The organism is Tatumella terrea (genome assembly GCF_039523755.1).
Classification (GTDB): Bacteria; Pseudomonadota; Gammaproteobacteria; order Enterobacterales; family Enterobacteriaceae; genus Tatumella; species Tatumella terrea.
This window is the reverse complement of the sequence record NZ_BAAAFX010000012.1, coordinates 80,106-101,108: the sequence shown is the minus strand read 5'-3', so window position 1 is coordinate 101,108 and position 21,003 is coordinate 80,106. Positions and strand designations below refer to the sequence as shown.

Genomic DNA, 21,003 nt, shown 5'->3' with positions numbered 1-21,003 from the left:
ATTATTCATTATTTCCGGATTGTTATGGAACGTTTTACCGAAAATCTGATGTATGCCACCCGGTGGTTACTGGCTCCGGTGTATTTTGGCCTCTCTCTGGGATTACTGGCTCTGACCATTAAGTTCTTTCAGGAGATTTTTCATGTGCTGCCCCACATCCTGTCTGTCAGCGAAAATGAGTTGATCCTGCTGCTGCTGTCGCTGGTGGATATGTCTCTGGTGGGCGGATTACTGATCATGGTCATGCTGTCCGGCTACGAAAACTTTATTTCGGCACTGGATATCGATGAGCATAAAGAAAAGCTGAACTGGCTGGGGAAAATGGATTCCGGGTCGCTGAAAAATAAAGTGGCTGCCTCCATTGTGGCGATCTCCTCGATACACCTGTTACGGGTTTTTATGGAAATGAGAACCATCGATAACAGTAAAGTGCTCTGGTACATCCTGCTGCATCTGACATTCGTGTTGTCTGCCTTTGTGATGGGCTATCTGGATAAGATGTCACGGCAGGCGAAAGGGGGTCACTGATCCTGATGCCCCGGTAAAAAAACAGCCCCGTCAGCAATGGCGGGGCTGTTTTGTTTCACAGACGGCGGATGCCCGATATCATCAGTTCAGCGCATAGGCAATCACGTAATCGCCCACCCGGGTTCCCATAAAGTGATGCCCGCCTGCCATAATGACCAGATATTGCCTGCCACCCACAGAGTAGGTCATCGGTGTTGCCTGGCCCCCCGCAGGTAACGTATCACTCCAGACTTCTTTACCGGTATTACTGTCGTAAGCCCGGATCTTGTCATCGGTGGTCGCCGCAACAAAGGTCAGTCCGCCTGCCGTAATAATGGGGCCGCCATTATTCGGTGTACCGATATTGATCGGTAATTCGGTAGGCAGACCGAACGGACCGTTCTTCTCGGCACTGCCCAGCGGATGCTGCCAAAGTACCTTCTGTGTATGCATATTGATCGCGGTGATCATGCCATAAGGCGGTTCGTTGCACAGCATTTTGGTCAGCGGAGCGAAGAACGGTGAGACATTAATCCCGTAAGGGGTGTCTGCCATCGCGCCATTCCCCTCAGCCCCGCCGCCGCCAGGCTTATAGGCCGGCGAATCGATAGAAACCAGCCCCTGTTTATCGGCTTCTTTCCTGCTGACCAGCTGGTCATACATCGGGGTATTATTCCAGTTTGCGATGAGTAAACCGGTCTGCGGATCATAAGCCACACTGCCCCAGTCGCTGCCGCCGTTATAGCCGGGGTATTCAATCCAGGGTTTGGTCACCGACGGCGGGGTAAATTCACCGACATAATTAGCTTGTCTGAATTTAATCCGGCAGGCCAACTGATCGAACAGCGATATCCCCCACATTTTGGCTTCGGTCAGTGGTTTCATCCCCAGACGAGGCATATCCACAGACCAGGGTTGCGTCGGACTGCGCGGGTCGCCCGGGATCACTCCGGCAGGTGCCGGTTTTTCTTCTGTTTTACTTAACGGCTGACCGGTGGCACGGTTGAGGATAAATGTCTGGCCCCGTTTGGTCGGCACGATCATCGCGGGAATGCTCTGGCCATTTGCGCCAGGGAAGTCAAACAGTGTGGGCTGTGAACCGATATCGTAGTCCCAGACATCTTTGTGCACGGTCTGGAACACCCATTTCTCATCACCGGTTTTGACATCCAGCGCCACGATAGCAGAAGACACACGGTTCTCGTTCGGTGAACGCAGTGCACTGTAGTAATCGGCGGCGGAGTTACCGGTCGGGACATAGACCAGACCCAGTTTATCGTCACCGGTCATGGCGGCCCAGGAGTTCGGGGTGCCACGGCTGTAATAGTGATCACCTGTCGGTTCGCTATGGACGCCCGGATTATTGACATCCCACGCCCATTTAAACTTACCGGTTTCTGCATCATATCCACGGATCACTCCGGAAGGGGCCCAGCGACGCTGCCCGTCCAGCACTTCGTGATTCACAATAATCACACCATCGACGATGGGCACCGGAGCCGTAACGGCAACAAACCCGGGGACGGTGTGTCCCAGGCCGGTTAACAGGTTAGTCTGGCCGTGATCACCAAACTGCTGACATGACTCACCGGTCTGTGCATCCACCGCAATCAGGCGTTCATCAAGGGTGCCGACAATCAGGCGGTTATGGCAGGCCTGGCCTTCCGGGACGACATGCGAGGTATACCAGGTAAGACTTTTACAGGCCGCGGTATACGGAATACTTTCATATTTCACGCCACTGTCATGCTTCCAGATTTGTTTCCCGGTGGCGGCATCCAGCTTGATAATATTGTTGCGCGCTGAACAGACATACACGGCATCGCCGACCTTGATCGGTGTATTTTCTGCGGCCCATTTGTTGACCTGGCCTGGTTGTGGCAGGTCACCGGTGCGGTAAGTCCATACCCGTTTCAGCTGGCCGACATTGCCGGGGTTAATCTGACTCAGCGGAGAAAAACGCGTGGCATGAGTATCCCGTCCGTAATAGGTCCAGTCGCTGTCAGGCTGACTGACGGCCGGAGGGTTATCCTGGCTGGCCAGAGGGGAATCCGGCGGGGGGGCCGAAGAGCGATAGGTGTGAAACGGTACAAACGCCATGCCAAAGGCCGCGATGAAAATGACCACGAACAACCCGGTCAGACCACGGCTCAGGCCTTTTTTACGACCACCGTTCAGAGACGGAATGGCCAGCGATAATAAAAATCCGAGCACGGTCAGTACAGATAACCGTGGCACCCAGCCCCAGTAATCGCTGCCGCTTTCGTACAGGGTCCATAACACCGAGGCCACATACAGCACAAAAAACAGCCCGACCCCTGACCGCCGGCCCTTAAACAGCAGCACCGAGGAGATCAGCAGGACAATCCCGGCGAGCAGATAGTACCAGGAGCCGGACAGAGAGATTAAATAGCCGCCGCCAAAAATCAGCGGCAAGCCACAGAGGAGCAGGATAATTGCCATTATCCTTACAAAGAGCGGTACTTTTTTCATCGATACATCCCCTGAACGCAGAAGACTTTCTGCCTTAAGTAAAGAAGTGTCTGTATGGTTAATGTTATGTTAACTATTAGTTTAAAAAATATAGGTTGTAAATCATCAGTTAACTTATTTTCGAAAAGAAGCCACGAAATGCCGCTTTATACCAGGCGGGCTGGCAGCGGTTGTTGTCGGGGAGAGACGATCCGCCGTTATCGGGCAGGCGACAGGGCGGGATCAGGCACAGGAGGGGATCGGATGGCCAAGAGAAATCCTGTCCCCGGCGAGTGACCGGGAATAATCAGGCCCCGCTTTCTGCACTTAGCCCCTGAGGTGACACCCCGGTGCGGACAGTTCAGGGCTCACGGGGTGGCGGAACCAGGATAGCCGGGGGCTGTTGTTAGTTTCTCCGCGCGGGAGGATCCGTAATTGCAGGACGGGTACCGGTGAGGGTTGGCATCACCTGTTTTATCATGGTAAGAAAATGGCGCATCCTCGCCGGATAATAGCTGGCCCACGGATAGGTCAGCCAGACAGGTAACGGTGTGGCCTGCCATTCAGGCAGAGGTTCCTGCAGGCGGCCCGTGGCCAGGTCATCTTCCGTCACCCAGGAAGAAATCAGTCCGACGCCCAATCCCGAAAGCGCGGCTTTATGTATGGCATAGATACTGTCACTGCTCAGGCGGGGATGAATAGTGATGGTCTGGCTGATACCGGTGTGAACATTTTTCAGTGTGACTTCGGTACGATAGAAAGTGCTGAGCGAAAGCCAGGGCAGTGCGGCCAGTTGCGGCAGGCTGTTCAGCTGAGGAGTCAGGGCTAACAGGTCAGGGGTTGCGACAATACGTCGCGGAACTTCAGCTATCTGTATCGCAACCAGTCCCGGGTCACTCAGCGCGCCCACCTGTATGGCACAGTCGATATTTTCGGCGACGAAATCCGGTGTCCGGTCATTCAGCATCCACTCGATAGTCAGCTCCGGGGAGTTTTTCAGCCAGTGTACCAGTGGCCCAATCAGTTGATCCTGACCGAACGCATGCGGAGCGCGCACCCGTAAGGTCCCCACCGGTTCATCGCGGGTATTGGTCAGGTTATCTTCCAGCGCATGCCAGTTGGCGACCAGCTGCCCGGCATGGCGATAGCAGCGCTCCCCGTCATCCGTCAATTTCAGGGCATGAGTGGTTCGCAGGATAAGTTTCTGGCCGAGCATGTGTTCCAGCGCCTGAAGCCGCCGGCTGATAGTGGGCTGGCTGACGCCTAACTGGCGTGCGGTGGCCGACAGACTGCCACTTTCCACGATCCTGATAAAGGTTTGCATCAGTTCAATGCGGTCGATGCTTCCCGCGGCGATAACTTTCATACGTTACAGGTATAACAGTTCTGTTTTATTTACGTCTACCATGTATTACCTCTTTCAGGTCTACTAAGCGCAATTCAAAGGGGGAGAAACCATCATGTCAGCAATCAGGCAGACCATGAATGAACAAGAATTATCAGCACCGCTGCTCTTTACCCTGGCCGCCGGTGCCGGATTAAGTGTTGCTGCCATTTATTATAGTCAGCCGCTGCTGGGGATCATGGGGAAGCAGTTTAACGCTACCACGGCGCAGTCCGGTCTGATCCCGATGCTGACCCAGATAGGGTATGCGCTGGGTATTCTGTTACTGACGCCGCTGGGCGATCGGTTCGATCGCCGCAAACTGATCGCCCTGAAAGGGCTGATGCTGGTACTGGCATTAGTACTGTGCGGAATTGCCCCCGGGCTGAATTTATTGCTGGTTGCCAGCCTGCTGACCGGCCTTGCCGCCACGGTGGCCCAGGATATCGTTCCGGCCTCGGCGGCGCTGGCACCGGAACAGAGTCGCGGAAAAACGGTGGGAACGGTCATGACCGGACTACTGAGCGGCATATTATTATCACGGGTGGTCAGCGGAGTGATAGGTGAGTATCTGGGCTGGCGCAGTCTGTATTTCCTGGCAGCGTTTTCGGTTTTACTGATTACGCTGGCCTTGTGGCGGAGACTGCCGTCGTTCCGGCCCGCAGCGCCGGTGCCGTGGACAACGCTGATGCGTTCGCTGTGGCATCTGTGGCATGAGCATACGACTCTGCGTCGGGCCGCCATCGCTCAGGGCCTGTTATCGGTGGCCTTCAGCGCTTTCTGGTCAACGCTGGCGTTGATGCTGTATCAGGATTTTCATCTGGACAGTGCGGTTGCCGGGGCGTTCGGACTGGCCGGTGCCGCAGGGGCTTTAGCCGCACCGCTGGCCGGAGGGATGGCCGATAAAATTGGTCCGGCCCGGGTCACTCAGTTGGGGGCAGGTCTGGTGATTGTGGCTTTTGCTATCATGCTACTGATGCCGCTTCTGCCGGCTCACGGACAACTGGGGCTGGTTATCCTGAGTGCGGTGATCTTTGACCTGGGGATCCAGGCCTCGCTGGTGGCCCACCAGACGCTGGTCTTCCGGCTGGTGCCTGAAGCCCGGAGCCGCCTGAATGCCCTGTTGTTTACCGTGGTATTTATCGGTATGGCGGCGGGCTCCGCGCTGGGAAGCCTGGCGCTGACCCACGATGGCTGGAATGGCGTGGTGGTGGTGTCCATTGTGGCCGCGATAGCCGCATTAATCGTCCGTTTATGCAGTCGCCACTTGCATAATTAACGCAGTCGCCGTGGCGGGGTAATCCCGCCGCGGCCTGTTCTCTGCCATTTTTATCCCGCCCGGTCCCGCGTTTATTACTCATAAATGCAAATGCTTATCATTTGATTTACTGTTTGCCGGCCTCAGTGCTACTATGTCCCCTTGTCCCTAATGGCAGAAACGTCCTGCCCCAGCCGGCCCCTTAATGCCTATGAACCGCACACTTTCTGAAACCAGTGAACAGTCATTCTCTGTGGCAGATTTCCTTGAATTCGGTCACCGGTACGCGATTGATTACCGTTTTCCGGTGACGGAAGAAAATACGGCGGTGGTGCGCGGAAAGGTAGAGGAATGGCAACTGGCGTCCGGCCTGAATGTCACTCATTCTGACTTACAAATCCTCAGGCCTTATGAGTCAACCTCTGCCGGACATTCGCCACTGTTTCTGCTGGTGGTGTTAGAAGGCTGTGTGGATTTACGCCTTAACGGCCGGCCTTTTAAGATCACGGCCGGGACAGTCTTAAGTACCCGGCTGGGGAAACAGGGCATTCTTCACGCCAGTCACCAGAAAGATCAGCGGCTGGTCACTGTCTCGCTGGGCATTAATCCTTCTCAGTTTTCTGTGGACCCGTCGCGGGTGACTCTGCCGGAAAGCTGGCGTAAACACACCTCACCCTGTGCCGTCTGGACGATGCCGGACCATATGATGATCAGCATGCGTTTTGCTATCAGCCGGCAAACACCGGCCATTGCCCGTGAGCTGATGCTGGAGGGACTGATGCTGCAACTACTGGGGCTGACGCTGAATCAGCAGATCAGAAACGGCGTACCGCGGGTGCCTGCATTACCTGACGGGCATTACCGGCTGGAGGCTGTGCGTCAGTTACTGGAGTCCAGTCCGGAACAAAATCATACCCTGGATTCGCTGGCCAAAACGGCGGCAATGAGCAGCAGCAGCCTGCGAACGAAGTTCCGTCAGGCTTATGGTGAATCCGTATTTAATTACCTGCGTGACTGCAGGCTGGCACTGGCCCGGCGTTATCTGTTGCAGGGATACAGCGTGCAACAGGCGGCGTGGATGTCCGGTTATCAGCATGCCACCAACTTTGCGACCGCGTTCCGGCGCCGTTACGGTATAGCCCCCAGCGGCCTGAGCAGCGATCTCTCTTTCCGGGCCTGAAAAAAATGCCTTAAACCTGCCAGTTTTGTCGTTTGCCATACATAAACCGTCACCAGGCATAGCGGCTGACTTCCTGAATACCGCAATAATAGCGCGCGAACAGTCAATAAAAAAAATGGTGAAACTCTTTATGGCAAGGCAGATTACGGCAACACATTTCCGGTTACGTCTGTGCGGGCTGGCAGTCAGCTCCGCATTAGCACTCTCCTCCTCGTGGTGCGCAGCGGCGACAGACACGCTGGTGGTGACGGCTGGCGGGGGACAGGATCCCCACAATACCGTCGCACCTTATGTGAATAGTGCAACCAAATCGGCGGTTCCGGAGAGCCGTACGCCGCAAACCATTGATTCGATCAGTCAGCAGGAAATTGCCCTGCGTCATGCGAATTCGCTGAATGAAATCCTGCGTTACGATGCCGGCGTGTCGACGGAATTACGCGGGTCGACCACGTATATGAGCGAATATAAAATCCGTGGTTTTGAGGCTGAGCATGAATATTATGACGGACTGGAACTGCCCTATAACGTTTCCGGCAATACCAAAGCCAACATTGACCCGATCCTGATTGATAAGGTCGATATCCTGAAAGGGCCTTCGTCGGTGCTGTATGGCAATGCCTCACCCGGCGGGCTGGTGAATATTCAGGGTAAAAAGCCTCAGCCAGTACAAAGTACTGACGCTGGCTTTACCACCGGTAACCGCGGCCTGAAAGAAGGGTATATCGATACCACCGGGCCGATTGCCGACAGCGACTGGGACTACCGTCTGATCGCCAAAGGCAGTGAAGGGAATGACCAGGCCGTGACCACGAAACATGAAAGCTATCTGATAGCGCCGTCGGTCAGCTGGCGACCCGATGATCAGACCCGCCTGACACTGGATGCCTTATATCAGAATCAGCCGAGCCTGACGCCTTCCAACCCGCTGCCGCTGGCCTATTTACGCAGTGGCTATGCCTCGCGCCGGGCCTATGCCGGTGACCGATGGAATGGTTTCAGGCAGCGTGAAGGGATGCTGGGCTACCGTTTTGAACATCAGTTCGACAGTGGCTGGGGCGTGGTTCAGAAGGCCCGGTATTTCAGCGTGGACACCCATCAGCAAAGTATTTATGCCACCGGCACCGGCAGCAGTGATACTCAGCTTTCCCGCTTTGGTTACACGACGGATGAAGGGCTGAAAAGTATCAATATCGATAACCAGCTGACCCGGACCGTCCGTCTGGGGGAGTGGCAGCACCATTTTCTGGCAGGGTTTGACTACCAGCATCTTAGCTCGCATATGACCTACCGGTATGGGACTGCCTATCCGGGCATCGATATGCTGAGCCCCGACTACAGCCAGGTGACCAGCGATAATCCGGGTCTGTATACTGCCACTAATGACCGGCTGAGTTTCAACCAGCGCGGCTATTATCTGCAGGACCAGGTGGAATACGGCGCGCTGAATCTGATGGCGAGTCTGCGCTATGACGATTACCAGTCCGCCACCACGGACTATCTGAATGCCGGCAGTCAGCAGGCGATCGATCAGCATAAGGTGAGCAAACGGCTGGGCGCGTTGTATCAGTTCCGCAACGGTATTGCGCCTTACCTCAGTTATTCAGAGGGCTTCCTGCCGGTATCTCCGCAGGGAACGCTGACAGGCAGCCAGGCGAAGGCGACGACCAGTAAACAACTGGAAGGCGGGGTAAAATATTTATTACCTGACTATGCCACCACCGTCACGGCGTCCGTCTTCTCTATCAGAGAGAAGAATGTTCTGACCACGGACTATACCTACACCGCCGCCGGATTACTGAACTACCGCCAGACCGGTGAGGTGCAGTCGAAGGGGGCCGAGGTGAGCCTGGTCAGCCGTCCGCTGGACAATGTCAATATCATTGCGAATTATGCCTATACCCATGCCGTGAATACGAAAGATGCGCTTTATCAGGGTAAACGGGTGACTCAGGTGCCGGAAAACAGCGTAAACCTGTGGGGAGATTACACCTTCACCCGGGGGGCACTGGACGGCTTAATGCTGGGGGCTGGAGTCCGCTACTTCGGTAAAAGCGAGATAACGGCGGATAATTCCCTGCCAGCCACGGGGGGAAATACACAGTATGATGTGGCCGTCAGTTATGACCTGGGGGTGCTGAGCTCATCCCTGAAAGGCCTGACTGTGAAAGCCGGCGCGCAAAATCTGACCAATAAGATGACCTATACCTGCTACAGCAGCAGCTATTGCTGGATAGGTCGTGATCGTACCTGGCAGGCCGGTGTTAACTATCATTTCTGATCCCGGCAGACCCCCGGCGAAGTGATGGTCGCGGGCCCCGTGATGAACGCGGGCGGGGCCCGCCCGGCTTACTGCAGGGCGTATTTTTTCACTTTATCAAACAGTGTACTCTTGGCGATACCCAGCGCTTCGGCGGCCTGGGAGATATTACCGTGATGCTTACTGAGCTCGGAGATGATCAGGTCTTTTTCAAAGTGTTCGACCATCTGTGGCAGGCTCAGCACATGGTCAGAACCATGGCGTCCGGCTTCTCCGGTCATTCCCAGCACGCAACGCTCCGCTTCATTACGCAGTTCACGCACATTGCCGGGCCATGGCCAGGTGAGATAATTCTGCATTTTGACGGTATCGATTTCCGGCAGCTCCCGCCCGAAGGTGGTAGCCGCGACCCCGGCAAAATATTTGAATAACAGCGGAATATCTTCCCGACGCTCACGTAATGGCGGGATGGGTAGCTCAATGACATTCAGTCGGAAATTCAGGTCAGCACGAAATTCCCCCTGCTCAGCCAGTACGCCGAGGTCGGCTTTTGTCGCGCTGATCACCCGGATATCCACGGGAATGGGCTGATTGGCACCCAGCCGCTCGATCTGACGCTCCTGCAGGACACGCAGTAGCTTGATCTGCATCGCCATCGGCATACTTTCGATTTCATCGAGAAACAGCGTGCCACCCTGAGCATACTCAATCTTACCGATACGCTTCTGGGTGGCCCCGGAAAACGCTCCGCGCTCGTGACCAAATATCTCGCTGTCAAACAGGGTCTCCGGCAGGCCACCACAGTTGAGGGCCACGAAGTTACCCGGCCTGCCGCTCAGATCATGAATACAGCGGGCGAGTAACTCTTTTCCTGTGCCGGTTTCACCATGGATCATGACATTGGCCGGGGTGGTGGCGATATTTCTGACCATTTCCCGCAGTTCACACATCGGCTGGGCATGGCCGAGAAAGCGGCTATCCAGATCACTGACATGCGCCAGTTGCTGACGTAATTTAGCCACTTCCAGGGTCAGCTTACGTTTTTCCAGCGCCCGTCTGACCTGCTGGATCAGCACCTGGGGAGAAAAGGGTTTCGGTAAGAAATCATAAGCGCCACTGCGCATGGCTTCTACCGCGGTCAGAATATCGCCATGCCCGGTGATCATGATAATCGGAATGGCTGGATCGCTGGCCTGCATCTGTTGCAGAAAATCCATGCCGCTCAGCCCGGGCAGGCGCAGGTCGGTGATGATGACGCCAGTAAACGCCGGCGGAAGCCTTTTTTTGGCTTCTTCTACCGACCCGGCACCACTGGCAGTGATCCCTTCAATCTCAAGGGACTGAATGCAACTGGTACGGACAGATTCATCATCCTCAATAATTAATACGTCATAGTCAGCCAATGAGATCCTCCTGTTGTTCAGGACTGAGTTGCAATCTGATAGTGAAACGTGCGCCGCCCTGACTCAGGTTGTCCGCACTCAGACTGCCGTGGAAGCTTTTAATAATATCTGCCGAAATGGCTAACCCCAGTCCGAGCCCGGTAGTTGTTTTGGTGGTAAAAAAGGGCTCAAAGATATGTTCAAGAATGTCTTCAGACAGTCCGGGACCATTATCGGTCACTTCAATAATGGCCTCGGAAAAGAAGCGGAATAAACGGACACTGATGGCCGGGGAGTCGCGGTTATCCAGCACATCAATGGCGTTCGCCAGCAGGTTAATCAACACCTGTTCCAGCCGCAGTCCGTTACATTCGGCATAAATCCCGGTCGACTGAAGATCCTTATGGATGGCGATATGTTTCTTTTCCAGCCGGTGTTTCAGCAACATCAGCACATTGTCGATACACCGGCTCAGCCGGACCTGGCTGATACTCTCATCTGAGGGCCGGGCGAAAGAGCGTAACTGGCCGGTCAGCGAACCAATGCGTTCTACCAGTGCAGTAATACGCAGCAGGTTATCCTGAGTCGCTTGCAGATTACCGCGTTGCAGGAAAATGATCGTATTCTCGGAATAGGCCCGGATAGCCGCCAGAGGCTGGTTAATCTCATGCGCCAGGCCGGCGGATAACTGGCCAATCACCGCCAGTTTCTCGGTACGGATCAGCTCTTTCTGCAGATTCCGCTCCCTTTCCTCAAAGCCGAGCCGTTCACTGATTTCTTTCTCCAGTTCAATATTTTTGTTCTGTAATTCACGGCTTCTTTCGGCGACCAGCACTTCTAACTGGCTGTAGGCATGACGGATCGCGTCATTATTCTCGGCGATTTTCCGCACCAGCTTCATCCGCTGGCTGACCAGATACCCGAAGAAAATGATCGACGTCAGAATACTGTTCAGCAATGCCATACGCAGCCAGACATTGCGGAAGACCGGGGCGGTTGACGTCATGCCGGTTAAGTACATGGACGTGCCGGGAATATCGGCACGGGCGGTAATAAAGGTTTCGCCACGGACGGACAGTAACCGGATATTGCCACCGCGGGTACTCTCGCGGATATCCTGCAGCGGGGTAATTTTATATCCCCCGAACTGACGGGTATCTTCCACCGCCCGCAGAGAATCGGCGCCGGTTTCGGTAAAGGTATGATACTTCCAGCCCGGAATATTGGAGGAGATAATAATCCCGGCAGCATCGGAGAGAGCCAGCGGCTCGCTGAGGGGAGCATCCGGAACAAACAGATGATCCATATTAATTTTTAATGCCAGTAGCCCGATATTTTTCCCCGCAGCTGACATGCGGGTCGAAAGATAATAGCCTGGCATATTTTCTGTGGTCCCGACGGCATAAAAGGCCATCACCTGTCCGGTAACTGCCTGACTGAAATAGGGACGGAAAGTAATATCATGGCCGCGCAAGGCATTCGGGCCGGAAGTCTGTTCCGAGGCGACGATGATCCCGGCCTGAGAGGCAAGAAAGACCTGGTCCGCGCCAATCGCATGACTGATATTTTTCAGTTTCTGGCTGATATCTGCATAGGGATAATTTTGCGGGGACAGCAGATAGTTTTGCAGATCACTATCCATTGCCAGCGTCAGGGGCAGGTAACGGTATTTATCGAGGTTACGCTCGAAGGTATTAATTTTACGCTGAAGACTGCGGTGAATATCAGATTGTGCCTGACCCAGTAACCGGGGAACGAAATAGTGATAGCTGATCAGGTTGATGATGAAAACAAAGAAGATAAGACAGACTGCCAGTAGCAGACTTTTACGGGAGAAATTAAAAAAACTATTACCTGGCGATGTAGTGTTTTCTTCCTGAACCATGACCTCTTGTCCTGCATCTTTTATTTTTTGCCGGCTCCGACCGCCGGACAGAGACCGGCGGTCGGGAACTGAGGAGTGTTTCAGATATCCCGGATGACTGTCAGTAAATATTGAGTAATACGATGGTCAGCACAGCCATAACCAGACGCGATACGGCGTATCCGACGGTATATCCGATAGCGGGTACGGAGCTTTTCGCTGCATCCTGAATCGCCCCTAATGCCGCAGTGGTTGAACGTGCACCGGCACAGACACCGAACAGGATCCCCGGATGGAAACGGAACACGTAGCGTCCTAATAACAGCCCTACAATCAGTGGAACCATTGTAACAATAATCCCACAGATAAATAAGGGGAGTCCGTAATGTTTCAGTCCGCCGATAAAGCCGGATGCAGCATTAATACCGACGATGGCAATAAATCCGTTCAGGCCGAGATTGTTTAACAACCAGATAGCCGGGTTCGCGATTTTACCGAAGGTGCGTTTGACGGAGCGGATATAACCACAGATCACCCCGGCGACGATGGCACCGACATTGGTTCCCAGGCTCAGAGGGATACCCCCCACATGGATGGTGATGGCACCCACCAGACAACCGATGGCAATCCCCGCACACATAAACATTAAGTCTGAAGTGTTACCGTTACGGTCAGCGTAGCCGGTTTTCGCCGCCAGAGCGGCCACATCCTTACCTTCACCTTTGACGGTCAGCACATCACCGGTTTTTAACGGCCTGTCCATATCCAGGGGCAGCGTTTCGTCCGCACGGGTCATGGATAACAGGAAGATACCGTGGCCCGGGCGATTAAACTCGCTGTACACCAGGTCGCCCAGCGTTCTGCCACGGGTGGCGGCTTTACTCAGGACAATATCGACTTTTTCGGTAGCAAAATTCAGTAAGTTAACGTCGGCACTTTCCGGTCCGATTAATGACTGGCTGGCAACGATATCTTCCAGGCGGCCGGAGGCAATAATCTCTGCACCTTCAGTCAGCAGAGTATCGGCTTCACACTGGGTGACCGCACCTTCCGGTTGTGTACGGATACGACGGATAAAGACTTTGTGACCCAGCATGTCTTCGGCTTCTGCGACAGTTTTACCCACGAAATCCGGGTTTCTGACATTCAGTGCGCGGGCGACATGGCTGATGTAGGCAGAATCTTTCACTTCCTGCGGACCACCGTGGGTTTTTTCATAGTCCCGGCAGGCCTGAGGCAGATCGATTTTCATCAGTTTCGGACCCAGCGTCGCCAGGAACCAGGCTGAACCTGCGGTACCGAACGGATAGGTGACCGCGTAGGCAACAGGCAGTAATGCGGCAGCGGCGGCGGCATTCTGAGACATCACGCTGGAGGCGACGCCCAGTACGGTAGAGTTGGTATACCCGCCGGATAACAACCCTGCGGTCAGTGCAGTGTCATAATGGAAGATTTTACCCAGCACTAACGCGGTTCCCAGGCCGGATAAGCAGATAATGACGGTGAAAATAACCTGAGGTAATCCGTCGCTTTTTAAGGCACGGATAAATTCAGGGCCAACGGCATAACCGACGGCAAATAAAAACATATCAAAGAACGTGGATTGCATGACCGGAGAAATATGCAGACCCAACTGACCAATCAGCAGGCCGGCAATTAATGTACTGGTGACCACGCCGAGACTAAATTTTTTAATTGTAAATGTGCCGAACCATGCCCCTAATGCCAGAGTCAGATATATCGCTATGTCCGGATTCTCACGCAGAGTGGAAATAAAGAAGTTCATGATTTTCTCCTGAAGGAAAAAAGCGGGGCGGCTCGCGCCCCGAAAAGACTATCCCTGAAATCAATCTGAATGAGTAATTAGTATTGCGGTTTATAGAGTTTTTCTTCGATCCAGCTGCGGATATTTTCCGGACGTTCAGCCTGCGCCAGGCCATTGTCGAACATATATTCGGCAATTTTCACAGCGGTAGTAATTTCTGTTTCCAGAATGTTGTGCTGGCTTGGGTAGAGCATGCCTTTTTTCTGCATTTCAGGAGTGACCTGATTTGCGGTGGCGTGGGCTGCAACAATAAAGCACTCGTCGTCTAACAGCAGTGGGCGGGCAGCATAAGTCGCCAGGCCTATCGCAGGATAGATGTAGAAGTTATTGGCCTGACCTGGCAGGAAGGTTTTACCGTTCATTTCAAATTCAGGGAACTGAACACCGGCAGCAAACAGCGCTTTACCTTTTGACCAGGTATACGCTTGCTCTGCGGTACATTCGACTTTACTGGTTGGGTTGGACAGGGCAAAAATAATCGGACGTTCATTAATTTCACTCATTTTTTCAACCACCGCCTGAGTAAAGGCACCGGCACTGGTACTGACACCAAACAGAATAGTCGGTTTAAAGTCATTGATAACTTTAACCAAATCCCGGGTAGGCTCGGCATTCAGTGCAAATTTCTGTTGTTCAGGGCTCAGATCGTCACGGGAAGTTTCAATCAGACCATTGATGTCCATGTAAGCCACACGGGAGCGGGCTTCTTCTTCAGATAAGCCAAGGTCACGCAGTTCTGAACAAATCAGTTTACCGATACCGATACCGGCAGATCCTGCTCCGTAGAACAGAATGCGTTGTTCTTTCAGGTCACCGCCTGTGATATTCATGGCACTGAAAACACCGGCTAATGCGACGCTGGCAGTTCCCTGAATATCATCGTTGTAGCACAGGACTTTATCTTTGTAGCGATCCAGGTAACGGATAGCATCGGTGCCTTTCCAGTCTTCGAAATGGATACAGCAGCCAGGGAAGACAGTCTGTACGGCCTGAACAAATTCTTCGGTCAGTTCATTCAGTTCTTCTTCGCTCACCGGCGCTTCACGGGTACCCAGATACAGCGGATCGTTACGCAGTTTTTCGTTAGTGGTACCGATATCGAAGAGTACCGGCAGCAGGCAGTCTGGTGGTACCGCCGCACAGGCAGTGTACAGCTGCAGTTTACCGATAGGGATACCCATACCGTTCGCACCGATATCACCCAGACCCAGAATACGACCGCCTGTAGAGACACAGATAAAGCGGACGTCTTTGACCGGCCAGTTTTTCAGGACTTCAGCCATACGGCCTTTCATGTGACGGGTGATATACATACCGCGTGGACGACGGTAAATGTGACCGAACTCCAGGCAGGCATCTGCAACGATTGGATCGTACAGGATAGGAATGAAGCGCATAGGATCTGACATGACGGTTTTATAGAAAACCACTTCGTTGCGTTCTTCCAGGCCAATCAGATAGATGTAGCGTTCCAGATCATCCTTTTTGCTGTCCAGGTGATTAAGTACACGCTGTACCTGCAGATCCAGAGACTCGACAGAAGGAGGTAACAGGCCTTCCAGTTTGTTGTTTTTACGTTCCTGGTCGCTAAAGGCAGTCCCTTTATTGTTGGCTGCACTGTGCAGTAATTCGAGACCTGAAAGGGTAGTGGTTTCCATTGTCATGATATAGCTCCTGTAGATAAGGAATAAATCAATTAAGTAACTTTCTCGCTAATACTTATTGCAATGGGTGTGCCAGTTTTTAATTAAAATTATCCATATGAAAATAAAGGTTTTTTTATTTCTGGCTTTTTAAGGGCGTGCGGAATTCCGGATATAGGCAAGTAAATCCGGCTGGATTCCCGACCGGGAATAATTTTTGTACTGACCTGAGGGTTAAATGAATGTAGCCGGAAGGCCGCAGAGGTTAAATAAGAGGTGGCGTTTTTTAGCATTTTTTTAAGTTTACGTCCTGTACGGAAAAATAGCGTTACTTTGAGTTTCATCTGAACGGTCGTATTGATTCCGGCGGCGAAGCTGCGGAATAAAAATTTGTTGCGCAATGACGGCTTTGTGAACACCCGCCGGTGACCGCCGTACTTCCGGCCGTCTGTCTGCGCCGGTTTTGTCCGGTTTTCCGTCCCGCGTCGGTTGCCGGTCCGGGGGAACGGTCGTATCAGCGGATTTCCGGTCAGCCGGAAGGTTGCGGGCGTCTGAAGACACTGTACTTATAGAGAAGAAGAAGGCGCGGAAAACGGACGAACACCCCGGTGCGCCCCGCCGGGCGCGGAACATGCAATGGCACAAAAATTAATGACCCGTAATATTCATCTCTGTTGTAATCATTCCCTGTTAAGCCCTGCGGCTTTCTGTGACCGGCTGCCGGGTGGAAAGCATGCCGGGCAGCCCGATACCGGTTCCCGGGGGGATCAATACAGATACCGTGGAGTGCCTGCCGGGGATGCCGGGAATGAAAATGGGCGCAAACCATTTTCCGGTGACGGACCTGCCCGCGAATGGGGGGGGCCGGCTTCCGGTCTTTTTTATACCGGCCCTGTGGATCATACAGAGGGGTATTTCACCGGGTTATCCTCTTTCTGCCGTGAATAAAGCGTTAAAGGAGTCAGAAGTAATGAAAATGAGCACGTCAAAGACACGGGCTAAACATATTCGTTTTCCGCATCAGATGCTCAGCGATATTCAGGAGTCGCTGAAACAAGAGAGCAGTGAGAACTTTTCCGCCTGGGTGATTGAAGCCTGTCGCATCAGACTCAGAAAACGTCACTGACAGACAGTCCGGTGTCCCGGACAATAGCTATTGTGGGCCCTGACGGGGCCTTTTTTATCTCTGTGGTTCACCGTCCGGCACGGTGAATGGGTGCTGAAAGCCCCCTGCGGCTACCCGTCTTTACTGACCAGCCTTTAGTTACTTCGCCCGCCTCTTATCTGCTGCCGGCCGGTCATCCCGGACACTCTGCGACCGGCCGGGCGGTGTTCTGATGTGGCTCACAAAATCCTCCCTGCAGATCCCGAAAACATGATTCACCTCGCTTTTCAGTACTAAAGTTACATTAATGTTAAATTATGTTGCTACTTTATTTCTATTGTCTCTGTGTGAGACAAAATATTTCTGAATGCCAGGCACGGGGTTCCTGATGAATCGCAGGACCTGATGGCAGGTAGCCAGAGGCGGAAGTTCTGATAAGTCATTGAGCAATGACGGGGGGTAGCACTGTGTTAACCATGCTGGGCTTTGCGATGGTTGTCTGCTTTATGTATCTGATCATGACCAAACGGATGTCGGCGCTGATTGCTCTGATCATTGTACCCACAGTCTTTGCCCTGGCGGGCGGCTTTTATCACGGGCTGGGCGAGATGATGCTCAGTGGTGTGAAGGCGCTGGCACCGACCGGGGTGATGCTGACCTTTTCTATCCTCTACTTCGGTCTGATGATCGATGCCGGCCTGTTCGATCCGCTGGTACGTTTTATCCTGAAAATCGTTCGCGGGGATCCTCTCAGGGTGCTGATGGGGACCGCGATCCTGACGTTGCTGGTGTCGCTGGACGGTGACAGTTCTACCACCTATATGATAGCGATTGCCGCGTTTCTTCCGCTGTACCGTAAACTGGGTATGAATATTCTGGCGATGACCTGTCTGGTCAACCTGGCCAGCGGTATTATGAACCTCTCTCCCTGGGGCGGGCCGACAGCCCGTGCTGCTGCCGCGTTACGGATTGATGCACTGGATATTTTTATTCCGATGATCCCGGCGATGTTACTGGCTTGTGTGACCCTGGTGGGTGTGGCCGTCTGGTTCGGCCTCCGTGAACGGCGCAGACTGGGCGTACTCCGGGCCACGGCCGATGACCATGACCCGGGGGCGATCAGTCTGGGGGCAGGCGATGAGAAAGAGTGCGAGGCAAACCGTCGCCCGAAAATGTTCTGGCCAAACTTTATTCTGACGACTGTCTTACTTGTACTGCTGGTGGTAGGAGCATTACCGATTCAAATCCTGTTTATGCTGGCCTTTGCCGTTGCCGCGATGCTGAATTATCCGTCCCTGAGTCAGCAGAAAGAACGGATCGGTGCACATGCCGGGAACGTGCTGGCGGTTACCTCATTAATCTTTGCTGCCGGCATTTTTACCGGCATCCTGTCCGGTACCGGAATGGTGGATGCGATGGCGAAAAGTCTGCTGGCCGTCATTCCTCACAGTTTCGGTCCGTATCTGGCGATATTCACGGCTATCGTCAGCCTGCCGTTTACCTTTTTTATGTCTAATGATGCGTTCTATTTCGGGATCTTACCGGTCATCGCGCAGACGGCCGCAGGCTATGGGATTTCTCCGGCAGAGATCGCCCGGGCTTCGATTGTCGGTCAGCCGTTCCATCTGCTGAGCCCGCTGGTTCCCTCACTCTATCTGCTGGTGGGACTGGCGAAAGTGGATATCGGTGATCATCAACGGTTTTCGATCAAATGGGGGATCTTTATCAGCCTCGCGTTATTGATCGGCGGGATCCTGTTCGGGGCGATCCCTGTCTACCGCTAACCAGGCGGACGATCGTTGCCCGGAAGGCCGTCATACCGTGATCCTATCGTCACGGGCAGTGCAGGCTGGCATCTTTCACAAAGGGCCAGCCTGCTGCGTCTCCCGGCCGGGCAGGGCGTAAGCATGGAACGGGCCGGTATGCCTGTCATTACCGATACCAGGCCCCGGAAAAGCGGCCCTCCGGCCGGGCAGGTGCGGGGAGCGGGTGGGGGATGGAGAGCGAGGGTTGCGTTATCACGATCGGGCAGGTCATCCGTTTTTCCTATAGGTTAGTTTTTTGATAACCAAAGGTTCAGTAATCGGGATTTAACTTACCTGACACCTGATTGCACACTGTTCCTTATCACTTTTATGGGGAATGACTATGTCTGAATCTATCGATACTTCCGGCCTTAATTTGCAGTCGCACTGGATGCCATTCAGTGCCAACCGTAACTTCCGGCGCGACCCCCGCTTTATCGTTTCCGCAAAAGACCGCTGGCTGACGGATGATAAAGGACGCCAGTTATTCGATAGTCTGTCGGGGCTGTGGACCTGCGGCGCAGGTCATTGCCGGAGTGAAATCCAGACCGCGGTGGCTAAGCAACTGGGCTCGCTGGATTATGCACCGGCCTTCCAGTATGCCCATCCGTTCTCATTTCAGCTGGCAGAAAAGATAGCGCAACGTATGCCGGGCGATCTCAACCATGTCTTTTTTACCGGCTCGGGGTCAGAGTCAGCCGATACGGCGGTCAAAATGGCCCGCGGCTACTGGCGTGCGAAGGGGTTGCCGGCAAAAACCAAATTTATCGGTCGTGCCCGGGGGTATCACGGGGTAAATATTGCCGGCACCAGCCTGGGAGGCATTGGCGGTAACCGTAAAATGTTCGGACAGTTTATGGATGTGGATCATTTACCCCACACATTGCAGACAGATCTGGCCTTTACCCCGGGACAAGCCCCCACCGGCGGGACAGAACTGGCCAATGAGATGCTGAAACTGATTGAGTTACACGATGCGTCTAACATTGCGGCGGTGATTGTTGAGCCGCTTTCCGGTTCTGCGGGGGCGATCATCCCGCCACAGGGCTATCTGCAGCGGCTGAGAGAAATTTGTGACCAGCATAATATTCTGTTGATATTTGATGAGGTGATCACCGGTTTCGGGCGTATGGGTCGCTGGACAGGGGCCGAATACTTTGGTGTGACACCGGATATTCTGAACTTCGCGAAACAGATCACTAACGGTGCGATCCCGATGGGCGGTGTGGTTGCCCGTAGCGAAATCTATCAGACTTATATGTCACAGCCGTTGCCGGAACATGCGGTTGAATTCGGTCACGGTTATACCTATTCCGGGCACCCTGTCGCCTGTGCTGCGGGGCTGGCCACCCTGGACCTGCTGGAAAAAGACGACCTGATCAGCCGCTCAGCGGAGCTGGCGCCGGTATTTGAGAAAACACTGCACAGCCTGCGTGATTGTCCGAATGTCGTGGATATCCGTAACTGCGGGCTGGTGGGTGCCATTCAGCTGGCTCCCCGCGACGGCGATGCCGCGATCCGGCCTTTTGATGCCGGGATGGCACTCTGGAAAGCCGGTTTCTATGTGCGTTTTGGCGGAGATACGCTGCAATTCGGACCGATGTTCAGCACGCAGCCTGAAGAGCTGGATCGGCTGTTTGATGCGGTGGGTGAATCCCTGCACGTGATTGACTAAGTACTGTCGCAGAACACAGAAAAGTCTTTCGGCCGGGCCTGTGCCCGGCTTTTTTGATCTCGCTGGCCGGGCAAGAAGGAACGGGCGTTCAGAGGTATCATCCTGCCGGCCCTGACCCGGGTATTGGTGAGTATATCGGGTATGACTTCCTGGAGTTTGCCCGTGGCATAGAACTGAATGAAAATCTTGCTAAGAAAGAGATCGATAAGCTTCTGCAGGCACAAGAAAAAATCTTCGGAATCATCAACAACAGTTATATGTCAGATGAGCATAAAGAAAAGGTCACTCAATATATTAACAGGCGGATGGTGCTGCTTGATATGACAGATAAACCCTGATAATCCATCCTGGTGTAAAGATGACTCAGGCTTCTTGTCTCCGGGCAGTCGGACAATCATTCAAAGCCTTAATTTTCAGGAGATTGATAACCGATTAAAAGTCCGGCTTTCTGATTTTCCTGCTGAAGCCGCTCTTCAGGCGATATTCGGGGGCAGTCAGGCGGCGATTTTACAGGAGATAAGGATAATCTCGTGGGGTACGTTTGAACTCCGTCATTATCACGTTTTCCGTAATAGGGTCAGAAAGTATCGACGTGATTCAGGGCGGGACAATCAATAAAAAAGCCCGTCGGTGACGGGCTTAATGC

At 53.6% G+C, this 21,003-nt stretch carries 15 protein-coding genes; 9 read left to right on the top strand and 6 right to left on the bottom strand.

What is annotated here, in order from left to right:
- The first annotated feature begins 24 nt into the window (after window positions 1-24).
- A complete protein-coding gene (locus ABD035_RS08010) occupies window positions 25-528 on the top strand; it encodes a TIGR00645 family protein (RefSeq protein ID WP_025904070.1) in 504 nt (167 codons plus the stop codon).
- Between the two features lie 81 nt (window positions 529-609).
- Here ABD035_RS08010 and ABD035_RS08005 read toward each other — a convergent pair whose 3' ends face one another.
- A complete protein-coding gene (locus tag ABD035_RS08005; protein ID WP_343869168.1) occupies window positions 610-3,000 on the bottom strand; it encodes a membrane-bound PQQ-dependent dehydrogenase, glucose/quinate/shikimate family in 2,391 nt (796 codons plus the stop codon).
- A 385-nt stretch (window positions 3,001-3,385) separates the two neighbouring features.
- Window positions 3,386-4,345 (bottom strand): LysR family transcriptional regulator, encoded by a 960-nt coding sequence (locus ABD035_RS08000; RefSeq protein ID WP_343869166.1) that lies wholly within the window; start codon window positions 4,343-4,345, stop codon window positions 3,386-3,388.
- 94 nt (window positions 4,346-4,439) lie between these two features.
- Here ABD035_RS08000 and ABD035_RS07995 point away from each other — a divergent pair, with 94 nt between their 5' ends.
- The 3 genes from ABD035_RS07995 (at window position 4,440) to ABD035_RS07985 (ending at window position 9,079) form a co-directional block, all read left to right on the top strand.
- Window positions 4,440-5,642 carry an MFS transporter gene (locus tag ABD035_RS07995; RefSeq protein WP_212714758.1) on the top strand — a complete coding sequence of 401 codons (1,203 nt, stop codon included), beginning with the start codon at window positions 4,440-4,442 and terminating at the stop codon, window positions 5,640-5,642.
- 184 nt (window positions 5,643-5,826) lie between these two features.
- Complete coding sequence (locus tag ABD035_RS07990) at window positions 5,827-6,801, top strand: helix-turn-helix transcriptional regulator (protein WP_343869163.1); 975 nt, start codon at window positions 5,827-5,829, stop codon at window positions 6,799-6,801.
- 130 nt (window positions 6,802-6,931) lie between these two features.
- A complete protein-coding gene (locus ABD035_RS07985) occupies window positions 6,932-9,079 on the top strand; it encodes a TonB-dependent siderophore receptor (protein WP_343869160.1) in 2,148 nt (715 codons plus the stop codon).
- 68 nt (window positions 9,080-9,147) lie between these two features.
- Here ABD035_RS07985 and ABD035_RS07980 read toward each other — a convergent pair whose 3' ends face one another.
- The 4 genes from ABD035_RS07980 to ABD035_RS07965 all read right to left on the bottom strand — a co-directional run bounded on the left by ABD035_RS07980 (window position 9,148) and on the right by ABD035_RS07965 (window position 15,793).
- Window positions 9,148-10,461 carry a sigma-54-dependent transcriptional regulator gene (locus ABD035_RS07980; protein WP_249213626.1) on the bottom strand — a complete coding sequence of 438 codons (1,314 nt, stop codon included), beginning with the start codon at window positions 10,459-10,461 and terminating at the stop codon, window positions 9,148-9,150.
- A complete protein-coding gene (locus tag ABD035_RS07975; protein ID WP_212714756.1) occupies window positions 10,454-12,325 on the bottom strand; it encodes a sensor histidine kinase in 1,872 nt (623 codons plus the stop codon). Before ABD035_RS07975 ends, ABD035_RS07980 begins: the two co-directional genes overlap by 8 nt.
- Before the next feature lie 100 nt (window positions 12,326-12,425).
- On the bottom strand, window positions 12,426-14,090 hold the full coding sequence (locus tag ABD035_RS07970; protein WP_212714755.1) for an aspartate:alanine exchanger family transporter: 1,665 nt from the start codon (window positions 14,088-14,090) through the stop codon (window positions 12,426-12,428).
- A gap of 77 nt (window positions 14,091-14,167) precedes the next feature.
- Window positions 14,168-15,793: an NAD-dependent malic enzyme gene (locus ABD035_RS07965; RefSeq protein WP_343869155.1), complete on the bottom strand. Its 1,626-nt coding sequence runs from the start codon at window positions 15,791-15,793 to the stop codon at window positions 14,168-14,170.
- Window positions 15,794-16,408: 615 nt separating this feature from the next.
- Between ABD035_RS07965 and ABD035_RS07960 the strand changes: the two genes are divergently transcribed.
- From ABD035_RS07960 to ABD035_RS07940, 5 genes are all read left to right on the top strand, one after another.
- Window positions 16,409-16,720, top strand: a complete 312-nt coding sequence (locus tag ABD035_RS07960; protein ID WP_343869153.1) for a hypothetical protein — start codon at window positions 16,409-16,411, stop codon at window positions 16,718-16,720.
- A 22-nt stretch (window positions 16,721-16,742) separates the two neighbouring features.
- Window positions 16,743-16,898, top strand: coding sequence for a YlcI/YnfO family protein (locus ABD035_RS07955; RefSeq protein ID WP_212714753.1), 156 nt, complete (start codon window positions 16,743-16,745; stop codon window positions 16,896-16,898).
- Window positions 16,899-17,344: 446 nt separating this feature from the next.
- Window positions 17,345-18,661, top strand: a complete 1,317-nt coding sequence (locus ABD035_RS07950; RefSeq protein ID WP_343869149.1) for a CitMHS family transporter — start codon at window positions 17,345-17,347, stop codon at window positions 18,659-18,661.
- A 364-nt stretch (window positions 18,662-19,025) separates the two neighbouring features.
- Window positions 19,026-20,357 (top strand): omega-aminotransferase AptA, encoded by a 1,332-nt coding sequence (aptA, locus tag ABD035_RS07945; protein ID WP_343869147.1) that lies wholly within the window; start codon window positions 19,026-19,028, stop codon window positions 20,355-20,357.
- A gap of 53 nt (window positions 20,358-20,410) precedes the next feature.
- On the top strand, window positions 20,411-20,695 hold the full coding sequence (locus ABD035_RS07940; RefSeq protein ID WP_343869145.1) for a hypothetical protein: 285 nt from the start codon (window positions 20,411-20,413) through the stop codon (window positions 20,693-20,695).
- Window positions 20,696-21,003: the final 308 nt, after the last annotated feature.